Genomic DNA, 18,458 nt, shown 5'->3' on the forward strand with positions numbered 1-18,458 from the left:
CAATGATACACAGATTACTCGGTGCGAAAGTGCGCCTGTACTTTAACTTGAATACTACTAATGAAAGGAAGAATGTGATACACAAATTTTATGTTGAGATTAACAGATATACGAAAAGCATATAAAACCAATGATTTTACCCAGACGGCGTTGGACGGAGTCTCAATGGCATTCAGAGATAACGAGTTTGCTGCGATTCTGGGGCCTTCCGGTTCCGGAAAGACGACACTGCTCAATATTATCGGGGGATTAGACCATTATGATTCCGGGGATCTGGAAATTGATGGGATATCGACAAAGAAATATAAATCAAGTGACTGGGATACGTATCGCAACAATCGAATTGGTTTTGTCTTCCAAAGTTATAACTTGATTCCACATCAGACGATACTTGCGAATGTAGAACTTGCACTTACACTTAGTGGTGTTTCACCGACAGAACGCAGGGAACGGGCAATTAAGGCGCTGGAGGAAGTGGGACTAGGTGAGCATATCCGGAAACTTCCGAGCCAACTCTCAGGAGGGCAGATGCAGCGTGTCGCAATTGCAAGGGCACTGATTAATAACCCGGAGATTCTGCTGGCTGATGAACCGACCGGTGCACTGGATACGAAAACAAGCAGGCAAGTGATGGATCTTCTTCAGAAGATTGCAAAAGACCGTCTTGTCATCATGGTGACGCATAACCCGGAATTGGCGGACGAATATTCTAATCGAATTATCCGTCTGCAGGATGGAAAACTGATTGATGACACCAATCCCCTCGATCCTGACAAAGAGGAACAACGGCCGGCTGAAGAACCGCATAAAGTTGGAATGTCTCTTTTTACGGCAATTTCACTTTCACTTAGCAATTTGATGACAAAAAAGGGCCGTACCTTTATGGTTGCCCTGGCAAGTTCTATCGGTATTATAGGAATTGCCGCTATCTTGGCTCTGGCAAATGGAATTGATGAGTATATAGAAACTACGGAAGAAGAGACCATGAGTATCTATCCTCTGACTATTCAGGAAAAGGGATTTGATTTTGAGAGCCTGCTGGCCAGTGCGGGACAGAGGGCAAATGATTCAGATGATAAATCTGGATCAGAAGCTGAGAAATCAAAGGAAGATTCTTCGAAAAAATCTAAAACAGAAAAAGTAAAAGAACAAAAGATTGTCGAGAGTATCTTTCAAAACCAGAATAAAAACGATTTGAAATCATTTAAAGCTTATATCGAAAAAAACAAATCGAAGATAGACCCAAATGTAAAAACGATTCAGTATGTATATGATGTTACTCCACAGATTTACCTGGATAATACGGACAAAAGTATTGATCAGGTGAATCCGGATGCACTGCTTACTAGTTATGGATTTGGTGCAAATGCAGCAATATTCGGTTCATCGGGTTCAATGGGAATGGATGCTTTTCATCCATTGCCAGGTCCAAGTACGATGTATGACAATCAGTATAAGATCAAGGCCGGGCGATGGCCGAAAAAGTATGATGAGACAGTTCTTGTTCTGATGCCCGATGGAAGTATCTCCGATTATGTGCTCTACGCAATGGGACTGCGGCAGAGAAGCGAACTAAAAGATATGTTGAATGCTCTGCTTGACAATCCGGATACAAAGGTAAAACTCGATAAAAACAATATTGATCTGACCTATGATAAACTTATGTCGGCAAAGTTCAAGGTAATCAGCCCGGCGAGCCGTTATCAGTATGATGACAACTATAAAGTATGGGTTGACCGCTCCGATAACAATGAATATATGAAAAAGGTTCTTTCGAATGGAATGGATCTGAAAGTAGTCGGTGTTGTACAGCCGGATCCGGATGCAAAGGCTACTTCATTGTCACCCGGAATTAATTATACGCCGGAGCTTATTACTAAATTAATGAAAGAAGCGGAAGATTCAAAGGTTGTAAAACAACAGATTCAAAACCCGGAGGTGAATGTACTGACCGGCAAGACTTTTGCAGAGGAAAAAGACAAGGATGCACAGAAGGACTTTGATTTTGCCGATCTTTTTACCATCGATGAGAATAAGATGAAAGAAGCATTCAAGATCGATGAATCGAAAATCAACTTGGATTTCTCAAACCTCGGCGATATGTCTGAACTCGACTTGTCAGGGTTCGACCTTTCCGGGATTGACGTGTCGGGACTTGATATGTCAAAGATGGACTTATCCAATATCGATCTTTCGGGGATTGATATGTCTGGATTTGAAATCGACCCTGGAAGCATAAAGCCGCCAAAAATCGATTTAGAAGGATTGAATGGAGCACTGGAGGAGAAGATTCGGATTCCGGAAGAAGCACTAAATAAAATCATGGGAGATATACTGAAAGATTTTTTGAGTGATCCAATAAATAGTGGTGTTACCGATCCCGCTGAAATCATTGCCAATTTTCAGGAATATATTAGCAGACCGAAAGTCCAGGAAACGATTGCCAGAGAAATTAATAAAGTGGTAAAAACTTCAGGTATTGAAGAGATAGTAAAAAAAGCTGTTTCGGATTATATACAGACGGCTCTTGCATCCTATGTACAGGAGGTATCGGCTTCTATACAGGGTCAAATGAAAAGCCAGATGGCCAACATCCAAGAGCAATTGGCCGCTCAGCTTCAGTCACAGATTCAAAGTGCACTGCAAAGCCAAATGAAACAGGTTATGGGGCAGTTGGAAAACCAGATTAAAGACCAGATGAGCAGCCAGATGACGAAAGTTGGAAAACAGCTGCAGACTCAGATTGAGAGTAAGATGAAGCAATCTATGAAACAGCTTCCCGGGCAGCTGCAAAATGCAATCAGTATCGATCAAAATGCATTTACCTCTGCATTTAAAATAAACAGGACAGAAGATGAAATCATGGATCTGATGACAACCATGCTTAGGCAGGCGGACAGCTCTTACGACAATAATATGAAAAAGCTCGGATATGCGACAGTGGATAAACCCCAGCAGATCAATTTTTATCCAAAGAATTTTGACTCAAAGGGGAAAATTGTGAATTTCCTGGATGGGTATAACAAAAAGATGGAGAAATCGAAAGACAAAGAAAAGAAGATCAGCTATACCGATCTCGTAGGAACGATGATGTCATCCGTGACTGATATTGTCGACACCGTTAGCTATGCACTGATTGCATTCGTCGGAATTTCACTGATTGTCTCTTCGATTATGATTGGAGTCATCACCTATATTTCTGTTCTTGAACGAAAGAAGGAAATCGGAATTTTACGTGCTCTTGGAGCCAGCAAGAAAGATGTTCGAAGGGTTTTCAATGCCGAGACACTGATCATTGGCTTCTCCGCAGGAATGCTGGGTGTTGTGGTGACCTATGTGTTAACTATCATCGCCAATATCATCGGCTATAACAAACTTGGAATTAAAAATATCGCCCAGCTGCCTTTTAATGCAGCCCTGGTTCTAATAATAATCAGTATGCTGCTGGCATTTATATCCGGACTGTTTCCGGCATCGGCGGCAGCGAGAAAAGATCCGGTTGAAGCGCTGAGAAGCGAGTAGTGCGTTTGTCGTGTTTCTAGGTCAGGCTTTTTCATGCAAGTATGAAAAGCCTGACCTTTTGAACTTCGGTATCATTACATGTTGTTTTCCATTATTTCTCCGCAGGCAATTTTTGATCCGGAATCACCGGAAGGTTGTGTCTTGAAGTCATCGGGCATATCGTGGATTACTACGGTACGGCCAACTACTTCCTGTGGGATAAAACGATCGGTAAAGAAGATTAAGAGTGCATATCCTCTGTCTGCCTGAAGTGGAGGCATATCTCCGACATGATTCGGATGATCACATCCATGGGGATTATAATGCTCTCCAGCATCGGCAAAAGGATCATCTTCGTTTCCGGAACATTTTCCGCCTTCGTGTATATGAAATCCGAAGAAATGTCCGTCACAGTAATTTTCACCTTCCGGAAGGCCAGTCACTTCGGCTGCTACCAATGTACCACCCCAGAGTGGGAAGAAGTACACAGAGCCTTGAATTTCATAATATTCTTCGCTCCCATAAACCAGTGCATATGCTTCAGGTTCGGCTTCACAGATGGAATACAGAGCGCTGATTAGATTTTTTCTCATATCATTTACCCAACTTTCCTATATATTTTATTCCTAATTTTCACAGGAACCATCACAGGGAGGGCAGGTTGTCGGAGCGTCGTAGCTTGGATTATAGGCGTAGAAGTTCTTGGAATCAAGCTGTTCCTGAACAGAACGCAGAGCTTCGCCGAATCTTTGAAAATGTACGATTTCACGAGCTCTTAAGAATCTGATCGGGTCTGCGACTTCCGGATCCTTTACAAGGCGCAGAATATTGTCATAGGTCTTTCTGGCTTTTTGCTCTGCAGCGAGATCCTCGAATAAATCTGCAAGCGGGTCACCGACCGATGAGAATTCATTTGCATTAAAGGGAACTCCTCCTGCAGACTGCGGCCATATGCCAACAGTATGATCCACATAATAATTGGCAAATCCACCTTTTTCAATTTCTTCTGGGGTTAGATCGCAGGTCAGTTGATGTACGATCGTAGAAACCATCTCAAGATGTGCCAGTTCCTCAGTACCTACATCATTTAAAACACCCATTGTAATACGGTTCGGAGCTGCAAAACGCTGCGAGAGATAACGCATAGAAGCACCCATCTCACCGTCAGGTCCACCGTATTGTAATAACCTATAATTTTATATCAAAAAATAAAAGACACTTCTTACGATCAAAAACAATCTTATCGACAATACTCCGGATAAAGTTCCCCTTTACCTCATAGGATGCTGTCGGGTCCTTTAATATTTCATAGACATTCCTTATTTCTTTAAGAGCTTCTTCTTTGGGCACCGGATTATCAACATTTCTTTCCTTTATCACTTTGATCTTATCTTTGATTTCATCACGCTGCCTATTCAATCGTTCCTTATTCTCTTTATATTCCTCCAGGGAATCAATTTCGTTTTCATAAGCATCTTTCACGCGGGATTCTTTCGTATCAAGTTTATCGAGTTCGTGTTTCAGGAAGGTCAGCTCATCATTGTTTATTGCTGCTTTATTTGATCTGCTCTTATATGTAAAATCCTTCCCATTTAGGATGTCTTCAAAATACTGCAGTACCATCCGTTCCAGTTTTTGTTCTGAGATGTAGCAGGAACTATCATGATATCCTTTGGCATATTTCCAACACTGAAAAAATGGAGTTTTTGCATTGTTGTGCCCCAGGGAGGCACCACAGATAGAACATGTTACTAGGCCTGAAAGCCAGTGCCTGCAAGTTGAGACATCGTGACTCTGTGTTTTCTTTCTGGCATCCATTAATTTTACCCGATTATTATATTGTTCTTTCGATATAATTGTTTCGTGATCTCCCTCGAATTCCACACCATTCCAAGCTACAGTACCGGAATAAAAAGGATTTCGCAGAATACGTTCAATCGTCCTTCGTTCAAAGAGATTCCCACGTCTGGTATGGTATCCCATAGCATTGCACCTTCTGGCAATTCCGCTTGGATCCAGATTCTTGTTATCATAGGAATCCATAATAAATTTCACAATGTCTATTTCATCGTTATTGATAACAAATGCTTTCCCCTTTCCGACAGCCTGGTATCCCAAGCTGGGAACGGACTGATATCCATTTCGCAGGGCTTTTTCTTTCATGCCACGTAATACCTCGCCTGAGAGTCGGATAGAGTAGTACTCATCCATCCATTCAATGATACGTTCAATCAGGGAGCCGAAAGGACCGTCGATCAGGGGTTCAGAGATGCTGATCACGTCCACATTGTCTCGTTTCAGCATACTTTTGTACACGATTGATTCTTCCTGGTTACGTGCAAAACGAGAGTATTTCCATACAAGTATGACATCGATCGGATGCGCCAGGGACTTGGCCATGGCAATCATTTCCTGAAATTTGGGCCTTTTCTGTGCATGCCGGCCGGAAACACTTTCTTCGTAAATAAAATCCTCACCAATTATGATATGATTCTTTTTCGCATATTCAAGCAGCAGTCGTTTCTGTGCATCGGGTGACAGTTCGGCCTGATCAGCGGTGCTGACACGGATATATAGTGCACCGGTTCTTAATTTTTCCATCTAAATTAACTCCTTATCTTAATTTTAAATAATTATCAGATAGAAAATGGAATAAATATAACAAAAAGCCCTCTTTTTTTGTAAGGACTTAATAGTTAATATTTCTCATCAGTCTGATAATAATCAATTAAGGTTTTCATGAAGCAAGCAAGTCTATGTTTTCTTTATTTTCTCGTTCACTCCATCTAATTGAATTTACATCATAATTTGAAAATCCTTCTTCAACACCAGAACTAATTGTATTAGTAGTATCATTAAGAAATACAATAAGTTGACTTCCCTGTTTTCGTGAAGGACGTGTGTCACTCCATGCAAATAGAGCATTGCTTGCTGATGTTTTTGTTGGATTATTTATTGCCAAACAAAGTCTTTCTGGCATAACTCTTGAACGCTGAATTGCAAAGTCATAGTTATGTGAGAAACCAGATTTTCCAGTAAACTGAACATTTTCCATACAAAAAATATCATTATCTGCAAAAAACGATTGTATATCATCCAAAAAGAAGGAAGTAGTTTTGCTCCTAGCGGTCATATACATATCTGTTACATGGATGAGACATTGTACAAAAGCGTGCTTTTTTTGTGGAAAATTTTCAGCCGGCGCCTTGAGTGTTAATTCCTTTTGTGATAAATTAACTCCATATTGTTCTAAAATTCCCATCAACTGTTTTTTGCGATTTTGAGTAAAATTAAATCCAGTCATCTCAAGTTTATTTATGGTATTTCCGTCATCTGTAAAGAAAATTTCATCTTTATCAATTTTTACATAAAATTGGAGATAATCATTATCTGTATCTAAAAAAGGAGTGTTTATTTCATAATATTCGCCTATTTTGGTGACAGAAATTTCTTTTCTCAACCAATTAATATATTCATCTATATATTTTTGGATATCCATGTGCTCCTCCTTTTACAAAAATTCTTCTTGACAATAAACCTTTGGTCCTTCTATTATATTAAACTTTTTAAAGAACTTCAATGTATTCTCTACAAAATTTTCAGACGTAATATCCTCTGCTAAGAAAGCAAGCTTTCTCCCATATTTCTCTGAATAGATATGCCAATGTGAGCCAATGATCTTCTTACCATCTGGGTTCAAATGAGCTGAGCTTGGATTTATGTGTAGTTCTAGTAGAAGAATCCCATCTTTTTTTATTCTTGCCCCAAAATCGTATTTTAAGTGATTGATTTTCCCACGATATATTTTAGCTGTAAAGATATCCTTTTTAGTATCACCGATAACATCAAATTCAATTGATTTACCTTTTGAAGGAAATTCTATTTCTTCAAGAAGTGTTTTCTTCAGCATATTAAGCATTTTATCAGCTTCAGCCTGCGTCAATTTTCGATCGTTGCTCATTTTACTATAACTCCTTATTTATCAATCGTATGAGTGCTTATTTTATAATTACCCAGTGTTTTTTGCACTGGGTAACTATTATTACATTTTCAATTGTATTTTAACGGATCGTCCACGATTTACCACAGTCCTGGCATAGGCAGACTTTCTCATTTTTAAAAGAGGTTTTTTCTTTCCCTTTGGATTTTTTCCAAACAAGGTTTGACATTCCAAGTGTGCTTATAGCAGCTAAACCTCTTGCAGTATTATTCATGTGACCACCAAAGCCATTTCCATGTTTTTTTGTTTTCCCCTCGGTCTGCATCATTTCAATTGAAACATTTTCACTGCCACATTTTTGGCATTTTATCTTTATTTTCTTCTATATTTTAAAATTACTCACCTACAGGTACAAGCTGTACGGATGTGCCGGAAATTGAAAGCGTTGTTCCTTCTGGAAACATTGCATTATTATATTGTGTTATAGTCATGCCGTCATTGCCTTCGGTTCCCATTACTTCATTAAGGCCACCTTCATAGAGATTGCTTGAACTCACATTTCCACTTCCACCCGTTGCTACTACATTATAATTCCCTGCTGGAAAATCCGTGCCTGATGTGTAGTTTCCGGCAGTTAGATCAATAGGGGTAGCGTCAGAAACTGTTCTCGCTTTTACAGATCCAGTATCTGCATCTTCTGCCACAACATGTAATATTACATCTCCTCCCAGGGTAAGTTGAATATCCTTATCTAACTTTAAGCCATTAAAGGATTCTGTAGTCATATCATCTGCAGGTGTTCCCATTACTTCATTAAGGCCCCCAGTATACATATTGGATGATGAGACATTACCCTGCCCCGATGTGGCTGTAAGATTATATGTTCCCGATGGTAGATCAATACCGGCAATATAATTCCCAGCTGACAGATCAGCCTCAAAGTGCTCTTTGGTCGGCTCAGCTTTTGTCTCCGGTTCTGCAGTGGATGTTGATGCAGTAGAAGTTGATGTACTACTGGTAGTATTCGCAGATACAGAAGTGCTTGTTGATGCAGGCTGCTTGTTCGTTGCTGTGGGTGCCGTGCTACCGCACGCTGCAAAAGTTAATGTTGTGATCAGAGTAATAGTTGCAATAAGAGTTTTCTTTTTCATTACCTTTTTCTCCTTGTAGTAGAATATATTTTTAATCGCACCATTGCGGTTAAATCAGTTTAAGACATTTTAAAACACCTTATCAATTCTTGCAACAGCCAATGCGGGCTCAAAATAAATAACATAGCAGTCCAATGTTGTACAGATACCATATTTACTATGATAGCATTTTATAGCATCTGAAAGATATTCCTGCGAAACATCGAGAAACTCGGCTGTTTCTTCCCATGACTGGCAGCCATGTTCAAAAGCGTGAATTATACCTTGAAGTCCAATCTTTTTGTTATATCCCCAGAGTCGGGCCTTATATTCTTGCTTCCGATTGTTCAGTGCTTCCTGATCAATAATATTTCCTGCGTTTGTAAAGTAGTGTCCTAATTCTTCGGCCAAAACGCAGGACTTTTCTGCCAGTGACGGAATGTTTTTTCTGATAGCCACATATTTTCCATAGATTCTTCCATCATTATCACTTAGGGGTTTTTCCCTTACGATAAGTCTTTCTGTTTCCGCTTCAATAAGCAGATCATCATAAGTCAAACTATCACCCTCCCATATTAGATTACTCCCATTCTTTTGGATCCATCATGATTGCATCATCATGTGCCTTGCCTTCCGGTGTCTGCTTTATATCAGTTCTTGCATGTGCAGCATTAAGAATGGGCGTACTGTCTTCTACGTAGTCAGGGTTTCCGACAAGAATTTCAGAATAATCTAGTAATTTTTTCTGTCCATTATTATTAAGCTTCTCAATATTATCATTTATAAGTCTGATAGTTTGATTGCTTAGATCAGTAATTTTATTCTGGCTAGGTTCATCGCATTCCCACCCCATTAGAAAAGCAGGCGTTGTATTCAATGCTTTTGCCAATGTGGACATCAGAGTAATGGGCAAGTTTTCAATGTCATTACTTTCATATCTATATACAGTGGCTCTGTTCTTCCCTAGCCTGCCTGCAAGGTCATCTACACTTAAATCAAGCTCTAATCTTCTCTGCTTTATTCTGTCTCCAATTGTCATTTCGTTCCACCTTTCTAAGATATTAACATAGTAGCATAGTATTCGCATGGTTGCAACTATATTTTGCATATTATGCGAAAAAAGTATTGACTTATTCTATGTGATAAGTTATCATGTAGGTAGTCGCATGATATGCGAATTAATCAAAGGAGGTGAGACCATGGTAAATACAAATAAATTACGTGGAAAGATGATAGAACATGGTATGAATGTAGAAGAACTATCACTTGCCCTTGGCATGAATAGAGCCACATTTTATAGAAGATTAAATTCTGATGGGGAAGAGTTTTCTATTAGAGAAGCGGATATGATTGTCAATATTTTGAAACTCAAAAAGGAAGAAGCAAACGCAATTTTTTTTAGTCAATTTGTCGCATGATATGCGAATAATAAGAATCAAGATAAAGAAGCGGTATAAATCCACTTGCTGGATCTTGAGAGGAGGTGAAAGAATGTATCTTACGATCATACAAATTATGACTTTGATGATGCAAGCGTTCATATTGATTTCAATAATTCAGATGACAGCAGGGAATTTCAAAGAAGATAGAGCCCGAAAAAAAAGGTACAAGACTCACAGATCAGTAATGGCGGTTTGCCCTAAATGCAACTATGGACATTTTCAAAGGTACATAATTATAAAACCCAAAACTGGAAAATGCCCATATTGCGGGGCTGACGTCAAGTATAAAAAGAAGAAATACAACGTGGGTTACAATTACCGGTAATTGTCTGGGATGGAAGTTTCTTGATGGCTTTTACCGCCAACTGCAAGTCCAAATATATCACCATTATCTTGATAGGAGATGTCGTAAAAATTGCCCCAACTAAGGTGCATTTCGATTTTATACATTTTCCGCGAGGTGGTTACAAAGAGCTCTACTTCTTTATTTCCAATAATAAAGGAGTCATCCCCGCCTTCCCAGAAGGCAAAGTAACCACCGATGGCGCTATAGGGTCCTATGACGAAAGGAGTAGTAACAGAAAGAGTCTTGTAGTCTTTTATATATTGATGTGACATTCTTAAGGTTGATTTTACATCGACCGCATCAATGGTGAGAAATCCATCGTTAAACCCCTCAGGATGATACGTAGAGGAATAATCACCAGACTCGTAAAGTCTTAAATTCAAGATTGATATGGGAAGAGCTGATTCGTTTGAAAAGGTTAGATGCAAGTAAAAAAAATTATCCAAATTATTTGAAACTTTTTTCTGTGGAGTGATGATTAATTTCATTTTTTCATTTTTATATCGGGTTACCTCGTTCTTGACAAGTATAGTCACGGATATTGCAGATAGTAGACAGGAAGCAAAAGCAAGAAATTCATTCATAAAAGCACCTCCAAGTGTGTATTGAAAGAATTCTACCATATTGCAAGATAAAGTTCAATTTAAAGGAACACATATTTGGAAAGTCGTACAAACAGTAATTCATATCAATAGAAGAAGGAGGTGAGTACATTGAACGATATCAAGATTGTTCCAAGATTTATCATTGATGGAAAATATTACACTATCGATGAAATCGGAAGAGATAAGGCACAGGAGATTGTTGTGGGACGTATGGATGCAGCGTTTGACCGCTTAGGATATGAACGGATCAAGGAGCCAGAAGATACATCCGACAGAGAGGAGAAACATGCAGGAGATCATGATATACATACGGGCGTCGATTCTGTCAGTGGAGCTTAGCTTTGTAGTGTTCTGCGGGATGTTTGCTTCAGGGATGGAGATGATCGAGGCAATATGTAACAGCCTGTGGGTTTATTTAATGATTTACCTTATGACCCTGTCAGGCATTGAGGAAGGGAGAAAGATGTATGACAAGAGAAGAAAAAATCGCAGTCATCATGCAGCACATCGCAGATGAAGTACACGAAATACCTCGATATGAAGAACAACGATGGAAACTTACAATCGCAAATGCGTTGAAAGACATAGAAAGAGGTCCTGAGAGCAGCCACCCTCAGGACCAAAAAACTAAAACCATCACTTCTATTATAGGATACAATGAAGCATTTTACAATGGAGAATAGGGCCATATGGAAGAAATCTACACCATAATCGATACAAAAGATCATGATGCCTGGCTGAAAGCCCGTACCTTTGGAATTGGTGGATCCGATGCCGCGGCTGTGTTGGGGCTGAATCCATACAAGACCAACACAGAACTGTATGAGGAGAAGACAGGGCAGTGGACTCCGGAAGATATTTCGGACAAACCCTATGTCAAGTATGGCACTATGGCAGAACCGCTGATCCGGGAACTGTTTTCATTGGATTATCCGGAATATAAAGTTGAGTATCATGAGAACAGAATATTGAGAAGTAACAAATATCCCTTTATGCAAGCTTCACTGGACGGAGAACTTACTGATCAGGATGGCCGCCGGGGTATTTTGGAGATTAAAACCAGCAACATCAGGAACGGAAGAATGTTTGACAAATGGAAAGAGCGAATACCGGATAACTACTACATACAGGTTTTACATTACTTACTTGTTACTGGTTATCAATTTGTAGTCCTGCGAGCCCACTTGAGAACAGACTGGGGCGGCGCAGGTCGGCAGACATCGGTCCGGCATTATTTTATCGAACGTTCAGAGGTTACGGACGATCTGGACATGCTCCTGGAAGTGGAGCAGAGGTTTTGGAACTGTGTGGAGAGCGGTAGGAAACCGCCACTGATATTACCAGAAATTTAGGAGGATTATATGGAACTGAGAATTATGAGTCCACAGGAAAATGACTTTATAAAAGAAATCCAGTGGAATAATGAGGAACTGAAGCAGGAAATTACCGCAACAATGCAGGAATACAAGAGCCTGGCTTTTACAGAGGAGAATATTAAGGACGCAAAAGCAGACCGAGCAAAGCTGAACAAGCTGCGAACAGCCTTTGAGGATGAGCGTAAGAAGATCAAGAAACAGTGCATGGAACCATACACCAAGTTCGAAAAACAGGTAAAAGAAATCGTTTCATTGATAGATGAACCCATTGCTTTAATTGATTCACAGATCAAAGAAGTTGACGACCAGAAGAAAGCTCAAAAGCAGAAAGATATTGAAGAGTTGTTTGGATCCCTTGGTTTTCAAAACTTTGTTACTCTGGATAAAATATTTGACTCGAAATGGCTAAATGCATCAGTGGCGATGTCAAAGATTGAGGAGCAGATGAAGAGCCAGATGTTTCAGATCGGACATGAGCTTGAAACAATCCGGAAGCTTCCGGAATTTGCTTTTGAAGCAAAGGAGCTATATAAGAAAACACTGGACATGAATCAGGCAATCCAGGAAGGCCAGAGGCTGGCAGAGATACAGAAACGGAAGCTTGCTTACGAGGCAGAGCAGAAAGCCAAGGAGGAAGAGCTCAAGCGTCAAACGGAACTGAGACAGAAAGAGACAGCAACACAGAAAGCTCAGGAAAAATCGAAATCGGTTACAGAATCAAAGAAAGAAGACAATTCAGAGAATTCTCCGGAGTCTCAGCAGGATCAGAAGACAGATCCAATCATGAGCATTGATTTCAGAGCATGGGGCACAAGAGAACAGCTGATGGGGATCCGTCAGTACATGTTAGATAACAACATCAAATTTGGGAAGGCGGAATAAGACATGGCAGTACAGAACAGTTTAGCAAAGAAGAAGCAGCAGAAGACAGGAATGGCAACATACCTAACACAGGATGCGGTCAAAAGACAGATAAATAGCATCGTAGGTGGAAAAAATGGAGCACGTTTCATCTCCAGTATTGTATCAGCAGTACAGACGACACCAACGTTGCAGGAGTGTACGAACCCCAGTATCTTATCGGCGGCGCTTCTGGGAGAGGCATTAAATCTTTCCCCTTCCCCACAGCTGGGGCAATTCTACATGGTGCCATACAATAACCGCAAAACCGGGCAGAAGGAAGCACAGTTTCAACTTGGATATAAAGGGTATCTGCAATTGGCCGAGAGATCCGGATACTACAAGAAGCTGAATGTTCTGGAAATCAAAGATGGAGAGCTGATCCGGTATGATCCCCTGGAAGAAGAAATTGAGGTGGATCTGATCGAGGATGATGTGGTTCGTGAGGAAATGCCAACTATCGGATACTATGCGATGTTCGAGTATGCGAACGGGTTTCGAAAGACGATGTACTGGTCAAAGAAAAAGATGCTGGCACATGCGGACCGCTACAGCCAGGCATTCCACCTAAACGCCGTAGAGAACAGCAATCCAAAGCGCAGCAGGGTTTCCTTTGAAGATTTCGAGAACGGGAATTTTCCAAAAGGTGATGAATGGAAGTATTCATCGTTCTGGTACCAGGACTTTGATGGAATGGCAAAGAAAACGATGTTGAGACAATTGATCAGTAAATGGGGCATTATGAGTATTGATCTCCAGAACGCATTTGAAAAGGACATGGCAGTGATCAAAGATGATGGACAACCTGATTACGTCGATAACGAACCACAGGATGATGATGTGGTAGAAGATCAGGAATACAAAGAATCACAGCCACAGGAAGCACAGAAACAGCCCGAACAGACACCTCAGGAAAAAGATCAGGGGCAGCAGATGAGCATGGAAGACGCATTCTTTAATTGATTCAGACTCGTAATTGATCTATTAAGATCATTCTTTATATATCATGGAAAATAAACTTATGTCTGCCGGATCACGAGTGCCGGCAGACGGAAAGGACAAGACAATGGGAAGCATTATATTTAAAGTCCCGGGAAAGCCTCAGGGCAAGGCCAGGGCAAGAACTGGATACAATCCAAAGGTTGGTAAGGTAACATCGTATACACCTGGTAAGACGGTTTTGTATGAGAATTACATAAAGGCCTGCTATATGCAGACAACAGATGTAATGTTTGATCACGAGGAACCTCTTTCAGTATGTATCAATGCATGCTTTGAGCCTACCAAGAGTACATCAAAAAAGCAGCGTAAAAGAATGTTGAATGGAGAAGTCCTTCCTACGAAGAAACCGGATGTCGATAATATTGTAAAAGCAGTGTTGGATGCACTAAATGGATTGGCTTATAAAGATGATACTCAGGTTATAAATGTTACAGCAAATAAAATTTATGGAGAAAGGGCCTTTACAGAGGTAACGATTGTAAGCATAGAAAAGTAGGTGATTGTATGGCAAGACCCAGGCAAAAGGGTAACCAGTACTTTTGTTTGGACGTGGACTTTTTCTCAGATAAAAAGATCAAGATATTGAAAGCACGGTATGGCGCAGATGGAATTACTCTCTACATGTACCTGCTGTGTGAGATTTATAAAAGTGGATATTATTTAGAAATAGATCAGGATTATACGTTCATTATTTCAGACGATCTGAATATGAACTGCGATAAGGTGAAGCAGGTTTTGACATTCTTATTGGAACGGTCGATGTTTGATAAACAGCTTTTTCAGTCGGACGCTGTCTTAACCTCAGCCGGAATACAAAGACGGTATCAGCTCATGGTTAAAAGCAGGGCCATTAAAAATCCCGTCAAAATTGAAAGGTACTGGCTTCTTTCAAAAGAAGAAACGGAAACCTTTATTAAAGTGAACTCTTCTATAAATAATTCCATGAATAATGATAATTATTCTAAGAATAACGATTCAAGTTCCGAGAATAATGCCACAAAGGAAAGTAAAGGAAAAGAAAGGAAAGTAAAAGAAAAGAAACATATAGAGACAGCTGCGCCGACCAACTTATTTAATAATCAGTCGCTCGAAGATGCCTTTCAGTTATTTATCACTTGTAGGAAGCAACATAGTCAAAAGTTGTCAGCAGAACAGATTAAGTTATTACGACAAGAATTATCATCTATGGGTGCTGATGACAAGGAAAGAATAGAAATAGCAAACAAAGCTACTGTAAGCGGATGGAAAAGCTTTTATCCTTTGAAAAATTCATCCGGAAAAAACCAGCCATCAAAAAATAATAAATTCAATAACTTTCATCAGCGAGACTATGACTATGAAAAATTGGAGTCTCAGTTGTTGAACAAATAGGGGATGCAGATAATGAAAAAAAAAGACGAGAGAAAAGAACTCGAAATGAAATGCATCAATGAGTACGAACATTGGAGAAATCTATATAGATATGGTGGGCAAGACCCCTTTTATGAAGATGGTATCAATTTAGATCTCACTCGGAATCATATTATCAGTTATAAAAGGGACATGGAAAAACTTGATTATTTTCCTGAGATCTATAACAAGGAACTTCCGCCTGAGATTGATAGCAAATATATGGCAAGGGCAGATGAGATTAGAGCGCATGCAAAAAAGTCTTTTGAGATCTATAAGGCAGATGAAAATTACCAGTTTCTTGTTAAGCACCGTAATGATATTTCAAGTGACGATGCCCGTGATATAAGATTGACAAATGTAATTAACTATGTGGATGGACTGTTGATGTTTATCCTTAGCGATGACCTGGTGGGGATGCGTAGGCATGAACGTCCACAGATTTATCAGGAGTCATTTATAAAATGCCGTGAAAAGTTAGAGAAACTGCTGACAGAAGAAAAGCCGGATGAACCTGAGAAACTAGGACAGCTTAGTATTTTTGATTTCATTTAGGAGGAAAAGATTATGGTTAAGAGATTAGAGAGCAAATATATTGACAGCCGAGAAGTGGCTGAAATGGTAGGAAAAGAACATAGCAAACTGATGCGGGATATAAGGAATTACACTGATCAATTTAACCAGTCCAATATTGGATTCGTTGATTTCTTCGCTGCTTCGTCGTATACAGATGGAAAAGGTGAAGAGCGTCCGTGCTACAGGATCACGAAGAAAGGTTGTGAATTTATAGCACATAAATTGACCGGAATCAAAGGTACAGAGTTCACGGCTAAGTACATCGATCGTTTCCATGAGATGGAGGATACAATATCGCACGGATTTGACCTCTCACAGCTATCTCCGGAGCTTCAGGCTATATTTGCCCATGACAAGAAGATTCAGCTGGTTATGGGCCACATGGAGACACATGAGCGGCGGATTGATCACCTGGAAAATACAATGACCATTGATTATGGTCAACAGAAGGCTATCAACGACAAACATCACTGTGTAGGCATTGAGGCAATGGGAGGCAAACGTTCCGCAGCATATAAGAACAGAAAGCTCAGAGACAGGGTATTCCGTACGATCTGGAGGGATTACAAGGATTACTTTGAGATCGCGTCGTATAAAGATACTCCTACAACTCAGTTTGATGAAGCTATTGAGTACCTGGGAACATGGGCCCCTGATACAAATCTGAAAATGGAGATATGGAAGAATAACAGGGAGGTGGCGTAAATGGGACGATTGATAGAATGTGATGATCAGGGCAACTGGAGATTAAAGGGCTTGCAGTGGAAAGATCTGCATGTGGGGGAAGCACTATCCGAGCACACAAGACAGAGGATATATGGTGCGTTGTGCAAGCTAAAGGATTATGAGGATACGGATCTTAGCCCGGAAGAGGTAGAACGGTTAAATGAATGGGACGGGAGCCAGGCGGTGCAGGCAACAGTGAAATTACAGGCGGAGAAACGGAAGCATAGGTGGACTCCAGTGTCGGAGATGCTTCCACCTGAGGACAAGATAATGCTTGTGTCTTGCAAGACGAAAAAGGGGCTCAAATCTGTTAATCGCGCTTATTATAGTGCCGGGTGTTGGCATGGGTCCGGAAGCATGAGTGGGGTTGTAGCGTGGATGCAACTACCAGATCCATATAGACCAGAGGAGGAAGAGCAATGAAATGGATATCAACAGACGAGCGGATCCCGAACACTGGAGAAAGAGTACTTGCAAAGATCAGGCACCATGCGTGGGTATCGGATTTTGATTCGCTTTTACCCGATGACCAAAAGGGATACCATGAGGAGTATGTAGAAATCTGCGAGGCAGTCTTCTTAGATGGAGAATGGACCTACAGGGATGGGGATTGCGAGTATGAAGTTGTAAGTTGTACATGGAACGGCGTGGAGATCCTGTCAGAACCAAGAGATGAAGTAATTGCATGGGTGCCTATGTGGCGTGCAACATATAACATATAAGGGGGATGAGCAGATGACGAGTGAAGAGTTGACAGGGATTACAAGAGAAGATGCGAAGGCATGGGTTACTAAACGATTGAATACAGGGAAGACTTATATGATCCGATCTGGATGTGCGGACACAAATGATGACAGTAAAAGACCTATGCAGCCGCTGACATTTTATCCTAACTATGTTTTCTTTCGAGATTGCAAGAGAGGTGGGTATGAAAGCTTTACATACGGGGAGTTACTCGGAATATTGTCAGGGACATCAGGAGGCGACTATGGAAGCAATAAAAATGGAAAATGACAGGAAAAAGGAGTATTTGAAATCTTATCAGAAATCAGTTAGGGAAGAACAGAGAATCAAAAATGAAATAGAGCAGTTGCGGTTAGATAAAATGTGCCCATCAGTCATCCTGGACGATATGCCGCACAGTCATAACCAGACAGATCTTTCAGCGTATGCAGCGCACCTTGATGATCTGCTGTGGGACCTGCAGTGCAAGTTAGAGGACAAGGCGAGCATCAGGAGAGAGATCAACTCAAAGATTAGTTCAATGGGTTGCGAGGCAGAGAAGAGTGTTTTGTGGTGGAGGTATATCAAAGGACTAAAATGGGGAGAGATCGCAAAGGAAATGCACTACAGAGAGAAATCAGTGCTTAAAATACACGGGAAAGCTCTGATTAACTTTCCATTAAACAAAGTGGATACTAAATGATACTATGAGATGTGCTATAGTATAAGCTGAGAACAATTAAAAGAAGAGTTCTCAAACTGATTCACATATATGAAATCTCTTAAACATTTTATCTCGGCT

The 18,458-nt window shown here is 40.4% G+C and carries 24 protein-coding genes and 1 pseudogene; 16 read left to right on the forward strand and 9 right to left on the reverse strand.

Annotated features, from left to right (window positions below; genetic code table 11):
* Positions 1-90 precede the first annotated feature (90 nt).
* Positions 91-3,522, forward strand: coding sequence for an ATP-binding cassette domain-containing protein (locus INP51_RS06225; RefSeq protein WP_193736855.1), 3,432 nt, complete (start codon positions 91-93; stop codon positions 3,520-3,522).
* Between the two features lie 74 nt (positions 3,523-3,596).
* Here INP51_RS06225 and INP51_RS06230 read toward each other — a convergent pair whose 3' ends face one another.
* The 8 genes and pseudogenes from INP51_RS06230 to INP51_RS06265 form a co-directional block, all read right to left on the reverse strand.
* Positions 3,597-4,094: a superoxide dismutase family protein gene (locus INP51_RS06230; protein ID WP_193736856.1), complete on the reverse strand. Its 498-nt coding sequence runs from the start codon at positions 4,092-4,094 to the stop codon at positions 3,597-3,599.
* 33 nt (positions 4,095-4,127) lie between these two features.
* A pseudogene (locus INP51_RS06235) lies at positions 4,128-4,682 on the reverse strand (manganese catalase family protein); the annotation flags it as partial.
* 7 nt (positions 4,683-4,689) lie between these two features.
* The gene (locus INP51_RS06240) at positions 4,690-6,102 is read right to left on the reverse strand and encodes a recombinase family protein (protein WP_193736858.1); all 1,413 of its coding nucleotides are present in this window, start codon (positions 6,100-6,102) and stop codon (positions 4,690-4,692) included.
* Positions 6,103-6,238: 136 nt separating this feature from the next.
* Positions 6,239-7,000, reverse strand: coding sequence for a DUF1829 domain-containing protein (locus INP51_RS06245; RefSeq protein ID WP_193736859.1), 762 nt, complete (start codon positions 6,998-7,000; stop codon positions 6,239-6,241).
* 12 nt (positions 7,001-7,012) lie between these two features.
* A complete protein-coding gene (locus INP51_RS06250) occupies positions 7,013-7,462 on the reverse strand; it encodes a DUF6978 family protein (protein ID WP_193736860.1) in 450 nt (149 codons plus the stop codon).
* Positions 7,463-7,836: 374 nt separating this feature from the next.
* Positions 7,837-8,592 carry a hypothetical protein gene (locus INP51_RS06255; RefSeq protein WP_193736861.1) on the reverse strand — a complete coding sequence of 252 codons (756 nt, stop codon included), beginning with the start codon at positions 8,590-8,592 and terminating at the stop codon, positions 7,837-7,839.
* 69 nt (positions 8,593-8,661) lie between these two features.
* Complete coding sequence (locus INP51_RS06260; protein ID WP_193736862.1) at positions 8,662-9,129, reverse strand: ImmA/IrrE family metallo-endopeptidase; 468 nt, start codon at positions 9,127-9,129, stop codon at positions 8,662-8,664.
* Positions 9,130-9,151: 22 nt separating this feature from the next.
* On the reverse strand, positions 9,152-9,610 hold the full coding sequence (locus INP51_RS06265) for a helix-turn-helix domain-containing protein (RefSeq protein WP_193736863.1): 459 nt from the start codon (positions 9,608-9,610) through the stop codon (positions 9,152-9,154).
* Positions 9,611-9,770: 160 nt separating this feature from the next.
* Here INP51_RS06265 and INP51_RS06270 point away from each other — a divergent pair, with 160 nt between their 5' ends.
* Together INP51_RS06270 and INP51_RS06275 are read left to right on the forward strand one after the other, a co-directional pair.
* A complete protein-coding gene (locus INP51_RS06270; protein ID WP_193736864.1) occupies positions 9,771-9,989 on the forward strand; it encodes a helix-turn-helix domain-containing protein in 219 nt (72 codons plus the stop codon).
* A gap of 73 nt (positions 9,990-10,062) precedes the next feature.
* Positions 10,063-10,338, forward strand: a complete 276-nt coding sequence (locus INP51_RS06275) for a hypothetical protein (protein ID WP_193736865.1) — start codon at positions 10,063-10,065, stop codon at positions 10,336-10,338.
* Here INP51_RS06275 and INP51_RS06280 read toward each other — a convergent pair.
* The gene (locus tag INP51_RS06280) at positions 10,329-10,943 is read right to left on the reverse strand and encodes a hypothetical protein (RefSeq protein ID WP_193736866.1); all 615 of its coding nucleotides are present in this window, start codon (positions 10,941-10,943) and stop codon (positions 10,329-10,331) included. The two genes, INP51_RS06275 and INP51_RS06280, sit on opposite strands and share 10 nt — an antisense overlap.
* Before the next feature lie 129 nt (positions 10,944-11,072).
* Between INP51_RS06280 and INP51_RS06285 the strand changes: the two genes are divergently transcribed.
* From INP51_RS06285 to INP51_RS06345, 13 genes are all read left to right on the forward strand, one after another.
* Positions 11,073-11,303, forward strand: a complete 231-nt coding sequence (locus INP51_RS06285; RefSeq protein WP_193736867.1) for a hypothetical protein — start codon at positions 11,073-11,075, stop codon at positions 11,301-11,303.
* A 128-nt stretch (positions 11,304-11,431) separates the two neighbouring features.
* Complete coding sequence (locus tag INP51_RS06290) at positions 11,432-11,647, forward strand: hypothetical protein (RefSeq protein ID WP_193736868.1); 216 nt, start codon at positions 11,432-11,434, stop codon at positions 11,645-11,647.
* A 6-nt stretch (positions 11,648-11,653) separates the two neighbouring features.
* Positions 11,654-12,316: a YqaJ viral recombinase family nuclease gene (locus INP51_RS06295; protein WP_193736869.1), complete on the forward strand. Its 663-nt coding sequence runs from the start codon at positions 11,654-11,656 to the stop codon at positions 12,314-12,316.
* A gap of 9 nt (positions 12,317-12,325) precedes the next feature.
* Positions 12,326-13,222, forward strand: a complete 897-nt coding sequence (locus INP51_RS06300; RefSeq protein WP_193736870.1) for a DUF1351 domain-containing protein — start codon at positions 12,326-12,328, stop codon at positions 13,220-13,222.
* 3 nt (positions 13,223-13,225) lie between these two features.
* Entirely contained in the window at positions 13,226-14,203 is a 978-nt protein-coding gene (locus INP51_RS06305) for a recombinase RecT (protein WP_193736871.1), read from the forward strand.
* Positions 14,204-14,246: 43 nt separating this feature from the next.
* A complete protein-coding gene (locus tag INP51_RS06310) occupies positions 14,247-14,738 on the forward strand; it encodes a RusA family crossover junction endodeoxyribonuclease (RefSeq protein WP_230406891.1) in 492 nt (163 codons plus the stop codon).
* Positions 14,739-14,746: 8 nt separating this feature from the next.
* Complete coding sequence (locus INP51_RS06315) at positions 14,747-15,613, forward strand: DUF4373 domain-containing protein (protein ID WP_193736872.1); 867 nt, start codon at positions 14,747-14,749, stop codon at positions 15,611-15,613.
* A gap of 12 nt (positions 15,614-15,625) precedes the next feature.
* Positions 15,626-16,186, forward strand: a complete 561-nt coding sequence (locus INP51_RS06320) for a hypothetical protein (RefSeq protein ID WP_193736873.1) — start codon at positions 15,626-15,628, stop codon at positions 16,184-16,186.
* A 12-nt stretch (positions 16,187-16,198) separates the two neighbouring features.
* Positions 16,199-16,912, forward strand: a complete 714-nt coding sequence (locus INP51_RS06325; protein WP_193735290.1) for a Rha family transcriptional regulator — start codon at positions 16,199-16,201, stop codon at positions 16,910-16,912.
* Positions 16,913-17,356 carry a hypothetical protein gene (locus INP51_RS06330; protein ID WP_193735289.1) on the forward strand — a complete coding sequence of 148 codons (444 nt, stop codon included), beginning with the start codon at positions 16,913-16,915 and terminating at the stop codon, positions 17,354-17,356.
* Positions 17,353-17,655 carry a hypothetical protein gene (locus tag INP51_RS06335; RefSeq protein ID WP_193735288.1) on the forward strand — a complete coding sequence of 101 codons (303 nt, stop codon included), beginning with the start codon at positions 17,353-17,355 and terminating at the stop codon, positions 17,653-17,655. Before INP51_RS06330 ends, INP51_RS06335 begins: the two co-directional genes overlap by 4 nt.
* Before the next feature lie 13 nt (positions 17,656-17,668).
* Positions 17,669-17,947: a hypothetical protein gene (locus tag INP51_RS06340; protein WP_193736874.1), complete on the forward strand. Its 279-nt coding sequence runs from the start codon at positions 17,669-17,671 to the stop codon at positions 17,945-17,947.
* The gene (locus tag INP51_RS06345; protein ID WP_193736875.1) at positions 17,922-18,359 is read left to right on the forward strand and encodes a hypothetical protein; all 438 of its coding nucleotides are present in this window, start codon (positions 17,922-17,924) and stop codon (positions 18,357-18,359) included. Before INP51_RS06340 ends, INP51_RS06345 begins: the two co-directional genes overlap by 26 nt.
* Positions 18,360-18,458: the final 99 nt, after the last annotated feature.

The organism is Blautia liquoris (genome assembly GCF_015159595.1).
Lineage (GTDB): Bacteria > Bacillota > Clostridia > Lachnospirales > Lachnospiraceae > Novisyntrophococcus > Novisyntrophococcus liquoris.

Bases quoted from the DNA above. Each gene is read 5' to 3' on its own strand.
- INP51_RS06225 (WP_193736855.1), top strand. From the start codon at position 91: ATGTTGAGATTAACAGATATACGAAAAGCATATAAAACCAATGATTTT.
- INP51_RS06230 (WP_193736856.1), bottom strand. From the start codon at position 4,094: ATGAGAAAAAATCTAATCAGCGCTCTGTATTCCATCTGTGAAGCCGAA.
- INP51_RS06240 (WP_193736858.1), bottom strand. From the start codon at position 6,102: ATGGAAAAATTAAGAACCGGTGCACTATATATCCGTGTCAGCACCGCT.
- INP51_RS06245 (WP_193736859.1), bottom strand. From the start codon at position 7,000: ATGGATATCCAAAAATATATAGATGAATATATTAATTGGTTGAGAAAA.
- INP51_RS06250 (WP_193736860.1), bottom strand. From the start codon at position 7,462: ATGAGCAACGATCGAAAATTGACGCAGGCTGAAGCTGATAAAATGCTT.
- INP51_RS06255 (WP_193736861.1), bottom strand. From the start codon at position 8,592: ATGAAAAAGAAAACTCTTATTGCAACTATTACTCTGATCACAACATTA.
- INP51_RS06265 (WP_193736863.1), bottom strand. From the start codon at position 9,610: ATGACAATTGGAGACAGAATAAAGCAGAGAAGATTAGAGCTTGATTTA.
- INP51_RS06270 (WP_193736864.1), top strand. From the start codon at position 9,771: ATGGTAAATACAAATAAATTACGTGGAAAGATGATAGAACATGGTATG.
- INP51_RS06275 (WP_193736865.1), top strand. From the start codon at position 10,063: ATGTATCTTACGATCATACAAATTATGACTTTGATGATGCAAGCGTTC.
- INP51_RS06280 (WP_193736866.1), bottom strand. From the start codon at position 10,943: ATGAATGAATTTCTTGCTTTTGCTTCCTGTCTACTATCTGCAATATCC.
- INP51_RS06290 (WP_193736868.1), top strand. From the start codon at position 11,432: ATGACAAGAGAAGAAAAAATCGCAGTCATCATGCAGCACATCGCAGAT.
- INP51_RS06295 (WP_193736869.1), top strand. From the start codon at position 11,654: ATGGAAGAAATCTACACCATAATCGATACAAAAGATCATGATGCCTGG.
- INP51_RS06300 (WP_193736870.1), top strand. From the start codon at position 12,326: ATGGAACTGAGAATTATGAGTCCACAGGAAAATGACTTTATAAAAGAA.
- INP51_RS06305 (WP_193736871.1), top strand. From the start codon at position 13,226: ATGGCAGTACAGAACAGTTTAGCAAAGAAGAAGCAGCAGAAGACAGGA.
- INP51_RS06310 (WP_230406891.1), top strand. From the start codon at position 14,247: ATGGAAAATAAACTTATGTCTGCCGGATCACGAGTGCCGGCAGACGGA.
- INP51_RS06315 (WP_193736872.1), top strand. From the start codon at position 14,747: ATGGCAAGACCCAGGCAAAAGGGTAACCAGTACTTTTGTTTGGACGTG.
- INP51_RS06320 (WP_193736873.1), top strand. From the start codon at position 15,626: ATGAAAAAAAAAGACGAGAGAAAAGAACTCGAAATGAAATGCATCAAT.
- INP51_RS06325 (WP_193735290.1), top strand. From the start codon at position 16,199: ATGGTTAAGAGATTAGAGAGCAAATATATTGACAGCCGAGAAGTGGCT.
- INP51_RS06330 (WP_193735289.1), top strand. From the start codon at position 16,913: ATGGGACGATTGATAGAATGTGATGATCAGGGCAACTGGAGATTAAAG.
- INP51_RS06335 (WP_193735288.1), top strand. From the start codon at position 17,353: ATGAAATGGATATCAACAGACGAGCGGATCCCGAACACTGGAGAAAGA.
- INP51_RS06340 (WP_193736874.1), top strand. From the start codon at position 17,669: ATGACGAGTGAAGAGTTGACAGGGATTACAAGAGAAGATGCGAAGGCA.
- INP51_RS06345 (WP_193736875.1), top strand. From the start codon at position 17,922: ATGGAAGCAATAAAAATGGAAAATGACAGGAAAAAGGAGTATTTGAAA.